Annotated in this window: 12 protein-coding genes, 1 tRNA gene, 1 pseudogene and 1 riboswitch; of the genes and pseudogenes, 11 read left to right on the top strand and 3 right to left on the bottom strand. The window is 53.5% G+C overall.

All coding sequences use genetic code 11. The annotated features are described in order from the left end of the window. Positions 1–63: 63 nt before the first annotated feature. The gene (gene apaG, locus AAYR33_06085) at positions 64–537 is read right to left on the bottom strand and encodes a Co2+/Mg2+ efflux protein ApaG (protein XAO70650.1); all 474 of its coding nucleotides are present in this window, start codon (positions 535–537) and stop codon (positions 64–66) included. A gap of 43 nt (positions 538–580) precedes the next feature. Beyond that, a pseudogene (locus AAYR33_06080) lies at positions 581–1,769 on the bottom strand (aminotransferase class I/II-fold pyridoxal phosphate-dependent enzyme). 59 nt (positions 1,770–1,828) lie between these two features. Beyond that, positions 1,829–1,909: riboswitch (SAM riboswitch) on the bottom strand. A 103-nt stretch (positions 1,910–2,012) separates the two neighbouring features. Between AAYR33_06080 and AAYR33_06075 the strand changes: the two are divergent. From AAYR33_06075 to AAYR33_06040, 8 genes are all read left to right on the top strand, one after another. After that, positions 2,013–2,086 (top strand) — tRNA-Gly (locus tag AAYR33_06075). Positions 2,087–3,552: 1,466 nt separating this feature from the next. Next, positions 3,553–5,127 carry a hypothetical protein gene (locus AAYR33_06070; protein XAO70649.1) on the top strand — a complete coding sequence of 525 codons (1,575 nt, stop codon included), beginning with the start codon at positions 3,553–3,555 and terminating at the stop codon, positions 5,125–5,127. Continuing rightward, on the top strand, positions 5,114–5,695 hold the full coding sequence (locus AAYR33_06065; protein XAO70648.1) for an autotransporter-associated beta strand repeat-containing protein: 582 nt from the start codon (positions 5,114–5,116) through the stop codon (positions 5,693–5,695). Before AAYR33_06070 ends, AAYR33_06065 begins: the two co-directional genes overlap by 14 nt. Next, positions 5,673–6,290: a hypothetical protein gene (locus AAYR33_06060; protein XAO70647.1), complete on the top strand. Its 618-nt coding sequence runs from the start codon at positions 5,673–5,675 to the stop codon at positions 6,288–6,290. The genes AAYR33_06065 and AAYR33_06060 overlap by 23 nt, the downstream gene beginning before the upstream one ends. 14 nt (positions 6,291–6,304) lie before the next feature. Further along, complete coding sequence (locus AAYR33_06055; GenBank protein ID XAO70646.1) at positions 6,305–6,481, top strand: hypothetical protein; 177 nt, start codon at positions 6,305–6,307, stop codon at positions 6,479–6,481. 34 nt (positions 6,482–6,515) lie between these two features. Continuing rightward, positions 6,516–8,363, top strand: coding sequence for an autotransporter domain-containing protein (locus tag AAYR33_06050; protein XAO70645.1), 1,848 nt, complete (start codon positions 6,516–6,518; stop codon positions 8,361–8,363). Positions 8,364–8,905: 542 nt separating this feature from the next. Beyond that, positions 8,906–9,139 (top strand): hypothetical protein, encoded by a 234-nt coding sequence (locus tag AAYR33_06045; protein XAO70644.1) that lies wholly within the window; start codon positions 8,906–8,908, stop codon positions 9,137–9,139. Between the two features lie 1,043 nt (positions 9,140–10,182). Then, positions 10,183–10,581 carry a hypothetical protein gene (locus tag AAYR33_06040; GenBank protein XAO70643.1) on the top strand — a complete coding sequence of 133 codons (399 nt, stop codon included), beginning with the start codon at positions 10,183–10,185 and terminating at the stop codon, positions 10,579–10,581. Here the strand turns inward: AAYR33_06040 and AAYR33_06035 are convergent. Further along, complete coding sequence (locus tag AAYR33_06035) at positions 10,549–10,764, bottom strand: hypothetical protein (GenBank protein ID XAO70642.1); 216 nt, start codon at positions 10,762–10,764, stop codon at positions 10,549–10,551. The genes AAYR33_06040 and AAYR33_06035 overlap by 33 nt on opposite strands. 122 nt (positions 10,765–10,886) lie before the next feature. Here AAYR33_06035 and AAYR33_06030 point away from each other — a divergent pair, with 122 nt between their 5' ends. The 3 genes from AAYR33_06030 to AAYR33_06020 are packed head-to-tail and all read left to right on the top strand — an operon-like array spanning position 10,887 to position 12,074. Continuing rightward, on the top strand, positions 10,887–11,465 hold the full coding sequence (locus AAYR33_06030) for a Hint domain-containing protein (GenBank protein ID XAO70641.1): 579 nt from the start codon (positions 10,887–10,889) through the stop codon (positions 11,463–11,465). Then, positions 11,408–11,746 (top strand): Hint domain-containing protein, encoded by a 339-nt coding sequence (locus AAYR33_06025; GenBank protein ID XAO70640.1) that lies wholly within the window; start codon positions 11,408–11,410, stop codon positions 11,744–11,746. The genes AAYR33_06030 and AAYR33_06025 overlap by 58 nt, the downstream gene beginning before the upstream one ends. Then, the gene (locus AAYR33_06020; GenBank protein ID XAO70639.1) at positions 11,703–12,074 is read left to right on the top strand and encodes a hypothetical protein; all 372 of its coding nucleotides are present in this window, start codon (positions 11,703–11,705) and stop codon (positions 12,072–12,074) included. Before AAYR33_06025 ends, AAYR33_06020 begins: the two co-directional genes overlap by 44 nt. The last annotated feature ends 452 nt before the right edge of the window (positions 12,075–12,526 follow it).

Raw genomic sequence — 12,526 nt, 5'->3', positions numbered from 1 at the left:
GCTGTTTGCGACTTGATATTACTTAAGACGGCCCGGCTCACAGGGCAGGGCGGCCTATAAATCCTAATGGATTGTCGCTCTGTAATGCGGGCTGTCGAGACTGAAAGTCGGGACGAGCACGTCAAATCGTTGCCCGGTTGAGGGAATGATGACGTGGTAAGTGCCCTGCATGATGCCTGACGGCGTATGCAGGGCGGCGCCGGATGTATATTCAAAGACGGCGCCGCTCGCGATGATCGGCTGCTCACGGATGATCCCTTCACCATGAACATGATCAGATCGGCCACTGCCATTTGTGATGCACCAATGACGACTCAGGATCTGGATGGTTTGCGTGCCGTTATTTTCCACCTGGATCGTGTAGGCCCAGACATAGCGGTGCTCATCCGGCGCGGATTGATCATCCAGCCAGAAGGGACGCACAGTGACGACGATGTCGCCGGTGCGCGCTTCGAACGCGGGGGGAGCATCGAGAATATCCGAAAACTCACCACTTGTTTGCGGGAGGAGCCCCGAGCTGGAGTCACGATCTGCCATAAGCGCGTTTTAGCTTCTAAGTTCGATGGAATGCAACGAATCTTTAATGATCCATCTCCTCTAGCGCCTGGGCAAGATCCGCGATCAGATCTTCACTCTCCTCCAACCCGATGGAAAGGCGCAGCACCGCCTCGGTAATCCCGAGCCTGGCGCGATCTTCCGCCGGCACGCGCATGTGGGTTGTTGAGGCCGGATGCGTGATGAGACTGCGGGAATCGCCCAGATTATTTGAGATGGCGATGAGCTTGAGCGCATTCATGAACCGAAATGCCATCTCTTGATCACCCTGCAATTCGAAAGCGATGAGGCTGCCGCCGTAACTCATCTGCTGACTTATGAGAGACGCGGCGGGGTGATCAGCGCGCCCGGGGTAGTGCAACTTTCGGATCGCTTTGTGCCCGGCAAGGAAGTCAGCCACCATGGCCGCGTTTGACGCCATGGCGCGGTCCCGAAGCGGGAGGGTCTCCAACCCTTTCAGTAAAACCCACGCGTTGAAGGGCGACAGGCTGTTACCCGTATTGCGCGTGAAAGGCTGCACGACATCTTTAATCCAATCCGCCTTTCCCAGAATGGCACCGCCAAGGACGCGCCCCTGGCCGTCAATATGGTTCGTGCAGGAATAGAGAACGACATCCGCGCCGAGTGACAATGGCTTCTGCCCGATGGGTGACGCGAAAACATTATCCACCATCAGAAGCGCCCTTGCACGATGGGACAGATCGGCGATTTTCTGAATATCGATGATGTCGAGCATCGGGTTGGAGGGGGTTTCAATCAACACGGCTGACGTTGGCACGGATAAGGCGTCTTCCCAACCGGCATCATCATGGACGTCGACAAAGACAGTCTCGATTCCGTAACGCGGAAGCAGCGTGGCAATGATCCAGTGGCAGGACCCGAACAAAGCGCGTGAGGCGACGACCCGATCACCCGATTTCGCATGCGCTAAAAGCGTCGAAGAAATGGCCCCCATCCCCGTTGAGGTCACGATGCAGGCTTCAGCACCTTACAAGCCGCGCGAGACGATCCTGTAAAGCATCCGTCGTCGGGTTACCGAAACGGGAATATTGGAAATGATTTTCCTCCCCTTTGAAAGTCGCGGCGGCCTGCTCCGCACTATCGTAAACAAAGCTGGAGGTCAGGAAAATGGCCTCGCTTGTCTCTCCATGCGGTGTGCGGTCAAGATCCGCATGGAGGAGAGATGTTGTCAGGCCAAATTTGTGGGATTTCATAACAGGAAATACTCCAAAATGGGCGTTAGACGCCATTCTGGTCGTGGAAAGCCGAGATCACTTACGTGATGCGGACCTCTTTAGCGCAATTTATTTTACCTCGCTGCAAGCCGGCCTTCCAAATGACGAGGGTCATCGCATCAGGTGCGTGACAATTCCATATGAGCAAGCTTCGTGGGCGACGTCAATGCACCTTGCGCCGCGCTTGTGCGGATGAGGCGTTTCATGTAGGTAAACGCCCATGCGGGTGTAGTTCAATGGTAGAACGGCAGCTTCCCAAGCTGCATACGAGGGTTCGATTCCCTTCACCCGCTCCATATTTCCCGGCGAAATTTATGTTGAGAAGCTAGACGCTGCAAGGGTTTTGGTCTGTGGTGGGAATTTGTTGTGTCACGGACCTAACCCGGCAGGGGGGCTTCGGCCGTGGGGGCCTGTTTGGGCCTTAGTTCAGCTCTGTAAGGCTGCAAAACATACGTCGGAAAGTCACATGAAACCGCCTCGCACTCGGCGCAACGCCACGGGCAGGTTGCGGGGGGGGGGGGGTGACCGGTGCCTGACGGGCGCAATGAGGCTCGATCTGGCGCGAATTTTGAGGCGGGTGGGGCCAGTTCTTCGGCGAGACATCTTCATCACCAGCCTGACTGGCCCTGTAGATGCGCCAATCGTCTCCGGAGGAGTAAATCGAGTCTTCGAGTGAAGCGGGTCGATACGCTTATTGAAAAATGCGCGGGTCTACCAAGGCGCGCCCAGCTTTTGAGAACAGGCGCGCGCATGGCTCTCCGGGCTTGAAAGCGAACATTTTGACCCGCCGACCAGGCATTGAAGGGGAGGCCGCGTGGCGGCGCGTCCCGAGTGACCCCTGTTGGGCGAGATCGCGTCACGGAATGAGCGCCATGTCAGGACGGGTATTGGCGAGCTTAAGAGGAAGAGTGATCGCGCTCTTGGCCAAAGGTGGGAAATCTCTGGAAAGGCCTGAGAATTTGAAAGGCGCAAATGCAGTTGACGCTTATACATCGAGATCATGCTCGCCCGTCGAGATGATGAGCACCGGGCCGCAACACGTTTAGACATAGGGTCGGAGGCTTTCTCCTCTGCCACGCGTTTCATTGCAAACGTCATATTTGAGCTGAAAGCCCGGTTCTGGACGGCTTTTCCGAAAACTTTTGTTTCAGGCGAAACGTTTCAGGGTCTCGCGTGAGAAGCAAGGAATGCGTTCCCTCCGCATGATCAGGAACGTCTTGGTCTTGCACAACAATAAGATGTGGCCATCTGAGATGAGTTTGATTGATCGAACTAAATACCTTTCTTGTCTGATGACATGTTTGTCTTTGGCCATTCTTCTTTTGCCGCGTGAAGCGTGCGCAGCATGTGATGGGACGTCGGGCACAGTGACGTGTACGGGGTCAATCACCTCGACTATCGGCACGGGTCCGAACAGCACAATCATAACTCTCGATATCGCCTCCGGCGCGTTGGTGAATACCTCTGGAATGAGTGTAAGTACGGGTTCCGGGTCGTCCGCAAGCAATCCGAATGTAATCAATGTCAATGGATCATTGCAAAGTGCCGGAAATAGTAGGGGCCATGGAATGAGGGAAGAAACGTTGTCGAATTCAAATATTACACGGTCGTGAACATTTCATCTACAGGAAGTATTGTTCAAACAAACACGGCCAAAAATACAGGTTGGATCAGCGCGATCGGAGGTGGCAACATCGTAAATAATTACGGTACGCTCAGGACCGGCGGGGGTGCAATTTTTTATGCTGAAACGAACAACTCAGTGACGAATACGGTTGCCAACACCATCAATAATTACGGGACAATGGCTTCAGGTGCGCAGGGAACAGATGTCGTTATCGGCACCGGTGTTGCGAACCCGATCCACTTTACGAATTTTGAAGGTGGCGTCGTTAACGGAAATATTTCTCTTAGACCTTCATTGGCTGTTGTAAACATCGTCACCCTCTATAATGGATCGACATTTAACGGGAGTATACTTGGCGGCGGGGATCCATCGATTTTGAACCTGACCGGTTCCAGCGGGTCCAATACACTCGCAAACGCGACTAGTCTTTTTGGAACACTCAATAAGACCGGGGACGGGACCTGGGTCGTTAATGTGCCATCTATCCTCTCAAGCCTGAGTTCAAACCTTGCGGTTAATGTCAATGGTGGCACGCTGGTTTTCGCTGCCAATGAGTCGTCGAGCCAAACAAATGTCTCAATCAATTCTGGTGGCACGCTTCAGCTCGGTCAGGGCGGCACGACAGGCTGGATCGATAATGTAAGCGTCAATAACGGTACACTCGCCTTTAACAGATCAGACAATAATAGTTACGCAAACAACATTTCAGGTTCGGGCGCCGTTACGCAACTCGGCACGGACACCACAACGCTTACGGCCAATAACAGCTATACGAGTGCTACATCCATCAGCAACGGCACTTTGGCGCTCAGCGGCGCGAGCGCGAGCGCTGCGTCAAGCGGCGTACATAATAATGGGACGTTCGGTGTCTCTGGCGCTTCCAGTTCAACGCCCTCTATCCAATCCCTCGACGGCAACGGCAGCACAATCCTCGGACAGAACACGTTGACGATCACCAACGCCAATGCCTCCTTTGGCAATGATTATGCGGGGGTGATGTCTGGCGCTGGTGGCCTGACCATTTCCGGCGGTACACAGGGCCTCTCCGGCCAAAATATCTATACCGGCGCGACAACCGTCAATGGCGGCGCAGGCTTAACCTTGTCTGGTGCCATCGCTGGTGCGCTCACGAATGCGGACACGACTGACGTTAATGGCGGCACTGTCAGCGGCGCGACAACAAATACCGGCACATTAACAGGCGAGGATGCAAGCTTCCAAGCCGTCAGCAATAATGGTGGTTCAGTAAATCTCAGTAATTCTCAGGCGGGTGCCATTACCAATGCGCAAAACGCGACCTTCACAGCGAGTAGCGGAACAGTTGCGTCAGCTTCCAATAATGGTATGCTGACACTCAGCAACGGTCATAATGTCACCGGTAATGTCACGAATAATGGAACGCTCACCCTCGACCGAGCCTCAATCGGGGGTTCACTTGCTGCTGAGTCCGGTCAATTCACGGTCACTTCAAACAATGCCTCTGCCAACTCCCTGAGCGGTGACAGCGATGCCACGCTCGATGGCATTCTGACCCTGAACAACGGGCAGGATACGTTTGCAGGCGTTATGACAGGCTCAGGCGGGCTGACAATTACAGGAAGGTGCGGAAACCCTGACGGGCAACAACACCTATTCCGGCCAGACAACAATCGGCAATGGTGCAAGCCTGACCCTCGGGACAGGCGGTACTTCCGGTATGTTCGGAAGTGACTCCAATGTTGTTGATAACGGCACTCTCACGGTCAATCGAAGTAACAATGTGACAATGAATGGTGTCATTTCCGGCGCTGGCGTCTTCAATCAGACAGGTACGGGAACGACGATCCTTAAGGGAAATAACTCATATACCGGCACGACAACCGTCTCAGCCGGTGAGCTGCAAATCAATGGTGACCAGTCTGCCGCAACAGGTGATACCATCGTCGAATCTGACGCCCAGCTCACCGGTAGCGGTATAATCGGCGGGAATGTTTCGATTGCCGATAACGCGACCGTTGCGCCGGGCGTAACCCAGCCGGACGCTGCAACGCTCACCATCAACGGAAATTTCGATCTCAGCTACAATGCGATCCAAAATTGGGATCTTGGTCAGGCCAATGTTGTCGGTGGTCAATATAATGACCTCGCCATCGTCAAGGGTGACCTCGTCTTTAGTGGGACCGTGAATGTGAGAGGTACGAATGTCGACGACACCGACACGCCCATTTCCGTCTCCAATGGTCTCGGTCGCGGCATCTACCGTATCTACACGTACAATGGCGCTCTTTCCGGTGCTTAATGGATCATCCACCCCCAATGCCCGCCTCGGCACGGTCGATACGGCGCCGGATACGCAGCTTCTTCTTCAAACGAGTATTGACCACGAAATCAATCTCGTCGTCATCGACAGTGTTCTGCCTTTCTGGGACGGCGGGAGCACGGTGTCACCGGGAGGTGGCGGTTTGCCGGGAAATGGCACCGTCAATGGTGGCGATGGAACCTGGACAACCGATAATGCCAATTGGATGGATACAACCGGCAGTATTGATAATATCTGGACATCTGGCACATTCACGATCTTCGCCGCGCAAGCCGGCACCGTGACCGTGCGTGACACGACCGCGAACGGCACAATATCCAAAGTGACCGCCGAAGGAATGCAATTCGCAAACCATGATGGCGGCATCTATCGTTTGACCGGCGACGATATTTACGCGGCTTCAGGCACAATGATCATGCGCGTCGGCGATGGAACACAACAAGGATCACCAATCACCGCGAACCTCGATACGGTTATTAATGATCGTCTCGTGGATGGGGCACATCTTTACAGAAGGTCGATGCCGGTACGCTCATCATCTCGCAAAACCAGACTTATCGCGGCAACACTATAATCAATGGCGGTACGTTGCAACTTGGCAATGGCGGCACGACGGGGCGTCTTACCGCGAGCCCTGCCATCGTCAATGATGGCAATCTGACAATCAACCTCAGCAATGATAACGTTATTCCGCAACCCATCAGTGGGCAGGGAAGCGTAACCCACGCGGGTACGGGTTGTAACGACGCTCAGCAACAGCAATAGTTACGGAGGAGGGACGTCTGTTGCCAATGGCACCTTGAAGGGCACCGCTTCAAGCTTCGGTTCTGGCGGGATCAATATTGGTGGCAACGGAAGCCTCATCATTGATCAGGTGAGTAATGCCTCGATGAGCAACAGCTTTTCGGGCAGCGGCGCCATGTCGAAAATCGGATCGGGAAATGTGACGCTGAATAGTTACAGTCCCGATTTCAATGGTCAGGTCGATGTCCTCGCCGGTGGATTGGGGATCAGCGGTGATATGTCCAATGCCCGTTTCAACGCTCAGAATGGTGGCACAATTTATGGAACAGGCAGCGTCGGGCCAACGACCATCGGCGATGGGGGCGCCCTTGCGCCGGCAGGGCCGGGCGCCGTCGGCACAATATCGATAAACGGCGAACTGAGCATGGGCGCTGGATCAACATTCTCTGCCACAGGCACCGGGCAGGAGATCGGCTCATCGGTGAATGTCAACGGATCCAACCGCAATATCCTCGCAAGCAGCTTCGCCAATGTAAGCGGTAATGTCAGTCTCACAGGCGGAATTGCGGCCCTCACCGTCGCGCCAGGTTCAGTGCTTCGGGTTAATCAGGTCTACCGGCTCATTGAAGCAACCGGCAACATCTCTGGTCAATTCGACCTGTTGTCAGCCAACCTCGGCAGTCAATATATCTTTCTCGATCCTCGTTTATTTTATACCAATAACCTCGTTGGCGTGGCACTTGACCGAAATAATACCAGCTTCACGATTTTAAGTCGGTCGCGCAATGAATTCGCGTCAGGCGCGGCACTCGACCGTTTGCCTTCCGGTAACGTGTTGTCACTGGCGGTCGCAGGGCTCGATATCAACGATGCGCGCAGCGCCTTGAATGCGGCGTCAGGTGAGATCCATGCTTCTGCCGTTACGGCGCTTATTGAAGATGCCTTTATGCTGCGTGAGACCGTCGCAGAACGTCTCAGCAGCGCCGATTGCGACGGGCCTTACTCTTCTGAATCCATCCAGACTGCAGCTCTCTCGGAAAAAGCCCCCTCAAATCGCTGCAATCAAGACCGTCTCGTCCTCTGGTATCAGGCTTATGGCAGTCTCGGCCGAAACTTTGGTGACGGAAACGTCGCGACAATGAACCACATATCCGCCGGTTTCCTCATGGGGGCTGATGTGCCGGTCTTCAGCACAGCGCGCATCGGCGCCTTGATCGGTTACAGCAATGATTCCTTCCATGTTTCAAGTGGACGCGATTCACTAGGCCATAGTAACAACGTCACAATCGGTGCCTATGGCGGCAATCATTGGGGCCGGATCAATCTGCGCCTTGGTGCAAATTATACGTTGAACATGATGAGCATGAGCCGCGCCGTGAACTTCAACGGATATAGTGGCTCGAAACTCAACGCCGATTACCTCTCCGGAACGGCTCAAGGTTTTGGTGAAATCGGTTACCGTATGCGCGGCCGAAAAATCGCATTTGAGCCTTTCGCCGGGTTATCTTACGTCAGCGTCCAAAGTGGAAGCTTCCAGGAAAAGGGGAGTATTGAGGCTCTCAAAGGTCGGTCATTCACGAAGGGCGTGACTTTTTCAACTTTCGGGTTACGGTCATCGGCATTCTACCGAATTGGCAGGACCATTCTTATGCCGCGTCTCATGATCGGTTACCGACACAGTTTTGGCTCTCTCTCGCCCGCGGCGCCCATGCGCTTCGCTGCATCCAACGACGCGGCAATGCGCATCGCTGGCACGCTGCTCGCATCAGATGTCGCTGTCGTTGATGCCGGGTTTAACCTGAGGGTCACGGATCAGATCGATGTCGGATTGTTCTATCTCGGACAATATGGCGTCAAGGCAACCGACAGCGGACTTAAGGGAAGTCTGCACGTCACATTCTAATGAAAAGAGCGTATAAGATCGTCACCATGGTCATGACTGATCAATAATAGAAATATTGATATCACGAACATCTGTCGATCCATTTAATACCAGGTGACGACTGCGGTGCGGCTTTTACGATAGTCGATATGTTATGGCTGAGATCCGGTTGGATTCGTTCAAGCGGAATCGCGCTTCACCCGTCACCGGCAACTCTGAAAAGACTGAACCGAAAGGCATTGAGCAGGGAGAGACCGACCACGCGGACAATATCAGTGCTTGTCATTTCAACGCTTTTGATCTCTAACGCCATCCATTACTTAGGGCGAGAAGAGGCGAATCCGGATTTGCAATGTCAAATTGTGGCAGGCGCTGAAATTCTTGAATGTGCCCAATATCGAGGCGATAGAAGCTCAAATTCTAATCCACAAGTTGAGCAGGAAATGCGAATTTCAATTCTGACAAAATATACCGAATTTTGGTCTTGATTAAATTGTTGAGAAATTCTTAAAATTTTTGACATTATCAGAGAATCGCCGCATGAATATCTTCATGAGATCGACATGATAAGAAATCATATTGGCGGGAAGAAAAATGAGAACATCGAGTGGACCGATATGCAGGAGGGCAGGGATGTTTCAAAAATCGATCAATGTGACCTTCCTCCACGCAGTTGTTACCGTCATGTGCATGATGGTGCTCATACTTATATCGGCGCGTTTACTTCGGTCCATTCAGCGACAGGCAAAAATGCGGGAGACAGCGCAAGTCGCAAGGAAGTGCCTTATAGAGATTGAAAGCCAGGCTGAAAAATTGCGAAATCTGAGACGCGATTTGTCCTCTGGGAAAGGGTCTTATCTGTCTCAAATGACGACGTGGGAGGGAGAGAAAAGAAACTTCATTTCAACCCACCTGAGCGCTTTACTGGAAGAAATTCGAGCGGAAAGAGATCGCGCAACGGTCCTGGATCAATGCTTGAAGTTTATCGAACTCATCACGTCGTCCTCCGTCCCGAGTTAGGATGGCACCTGCCCCGTCCCGGCGCCCGAACACCAACATAAATCGGAAGTCCTATGCTAAATGCGGCAATGCTCGTCATCGCGCCACCATTGACGTCCTGAAGACTTCAAATTGAAGCGTCAGAAATGGCAGGCTTCTCCTCCGTAATTCGCCTCTATGATGGCGCGACGCGAGCTGTTCAGTACTTTTCCGCAATGACCCTACTGCGCCATCTCAGAGAAGTGCGCACGTCTCGGCACGCTTGCCCCGGACCAGAGCACGTCTGAACCTGCAGAGAAAACTGCGATCCATACCCCACTATGTCTCCAAGAGCTGAGTGAGTAGAAGTTCGGACCATCGAGTATCCAAGTCGGTCAGAGGGCGATTTAGCGAGTCACGATAGTGAATAACGAAGATAAGAGACTAAACGATATTTAATGTCTATTTGATGTCCGTGATCGAAATTGCTATTATTTCATCGGGTTACATCTGAATAAATCAAGTTTTAATAAAACTTACTGTTACATTAACGACCCAGACCTTAAAGCTGAACTCGATTTGAGTGACGCGGCGCCGGGTGGGGCGTGTCATTGCGGTGTTCTCCCGCCGTCATTACCCGTTCCCGCCTTAAGTTTTTCATTTGAACTCATGACTATCATCGAATGACGTCGCGCTGATTCCGGGGGATCATAAAGTGACGCAGCATAAGACTAAGAATAAATCGAAGACAGGTCTTGATTATTTGAAGGAGAGATCGCGAAGGCTTCATTCCGCGCATTTTTCACATGCGCGTATATCTCGGAATTCGGGCGCAACGACGCTCACCGAGACCTCTTTTCCCATGACGGCCATTCTTGACGGCACCCTCGATGTCACCGCGCCACATGTGAGCGTGATGAATCTGCAGTTTGTGGGTGGCCATTTGGAGGTCGGGAATACTGTCACGTTGGATTACCTCAATGTGACAGGCGGCACGGTAAATTTCAACACGCTGACCATCCGGAAGAAGCTCACGGTCAGTGGCGGCACGCTGACCGTTAAAACCATTACTTACACAAATGACGTCCTCGCAATCTCCGGTTCAGGCGCCATCAATATTTCGGGAGGCACGCTCGGCGCGGTCACCGTCGCAAGCAGTTCTGACAGCGTGTTTGGCACGGATATGACAAGCCTGTCCGTGCAGGCAGGTGATACGGGCGCCGTCAAATTATCGGGTGGCACGCTGGGTGAATTGTCGTAGCAGGCCAGCACCGTAAGCGTCACGGGCGATGTAACCGTCAATGCGATGGAGCTCTCCGGCGGCACGATCGATTTTGCCAATTCCGGCGGTGAAATCATTGTCAAAAACGGCATGAGCGTCGGCCCACTTACCCTCAAGGGCGTCGGCACCCTGGCACTGAATGGTTTCATCTCCGGATGGCATGATGAGGACCGTATCAATGTCATCTCAGGGGCGACCCTCAGCCTTTCCGATAATGAACATGTGGAGCCGGTTATTGACCTGGGGCCGGTGGTTGTGTCTCTTTCGGACATATATTCTGCGCCGTGGCAACCGTCAACGTTAATGAGAGTGTCGCGAAGGGTGGTGCCACAATCGCCTTTCGACAAACACTCCTGGATGATGATCGGGTGGTGTGGGTCAATGTGACGATTGAAGGCTACCGAAATGGCGTGAAGCTGGACTTCAAAGCCCTGAAATATGCCGATGTCATGGTGCAGGACGCACATTACGATAATCGCGAAATGACCATCGTCTATAAAGTCAAGGGCGAAGATTACACCCGCGAAATTATCCTTTTCGACATTTCAGGGCCTGACCTGGTGGATGGCCAGAAATTCACGGTCATTCCCGATGGCGCCGGGGGCACGGAGTTTGAAACGTGTTTCCTCAGCGGCACAAAGATTTTGACGCCCGATGGCTGGCGCGCGGTTGAAGCGCTGATGCCGGGTGACCTTGTCATTACGCACGAGAATGGTGAAGAAGTCGCGACACCGATCCGCTGGGTGGGTGAGGGGGACGCTGTGTGCCGTCCTGACTTCCCGGGTGACCTCTCTCGGGGTACGCAGTGCGCATCGCGCGCGGTGCTTTTGGAGATGACGTCCCGTTTGAAGATATTCTGCTGACGTCGGAACATTGTGTTTTCGTGGATGGTGGTTTCATACCTGTCCGCATGTTGGTGAATGGTGGGAGTATCACCTATGAGCGAGAGAAGCCGTTTTATCGGTTTCATCACATTGAGACAGAGAAACACGCGATTATCAGCGCGGCAGGTTTACTGACGGAGACCTACCTTGATACGGGTAATCGCGCGCGCTTTCGGGAAGGCATGGGCGTGGTGCCTCTGAAACCGAAGAGGGCTGATGATCTTGTTGCGCCGCTGCGCGTGCGGCGAGCCGGAGGTTGAGCCTGTTTATCAGCGTCTGTCGGGCCGTAACCCATTCTGTGAGCGTCTGCTGGCCATGCCGGGTCCAGCTGGCGCGGCGCGGTCTTTGACGATGGACGCTGCGCTGCGCCTCGTTTTGCCGGGAGGTGGGGAGATCTTCCCATTATCGCGCCGCCGGGATGGTTATGTGTTCAAGGTGCCGCGCTACGTTGAGAAATTGCATATCGTGAGACGGGTAAGCCGTCCATGTGATGTTATCGGGCCCTATGTCGATGATCGCCGTATGCTTAGCGTGCTTGTCGGCGAGATTCATCTGATTGAGGCGTGGCGTATGACGCGGATGACCTGACACCTCACCGATGATGGCGAAGGGTGGCACAATGTTCAGCATTCCGCTGCAAGGTGGACAAATGAGCGGGCCATTCTGACATTATCTGAATGCCTCACTGACCTGAAGTCAACCACTCTCCTTTTTATACACATTTTACAGCAAGGGCCTTATCTGACGCTGACCGCCCCGGATCCGTCCGGGCTCATTATCGCCGCAGCCTGATAGACGGTTTTACGGATTGGAAAGATCCATCCTCGTGCCCGGACGATCGTCCGGGCCGATGGACGATCGGTGCCGGCGAGTCCGGATTGACACGCGCATTCTTGAAACGTCGCTGTCTCAGGCGTCCAGCCAAAATGATGCGTTCCGTCGACGATTTCACTCGAGGGGGTCGATCGAAGCGCCCCTCTTAGGCGGGTGTGTACCTTAAAATAAAAAGATATTTAAAAAAATAACAACCATTTGGAACA

The sequence above is a fragment of the Acetobacteraceae bacterium genome (assembly GCA_039613835.1).
GTDB lineage: Bacteria > Pseudomonadota > Alphaproteobacteria > Acetobacterales > Acetobacteraceae > Sorlinia.
This window is presented reverse-complemented; position numbering and strand designations above follow the sequence as displayed.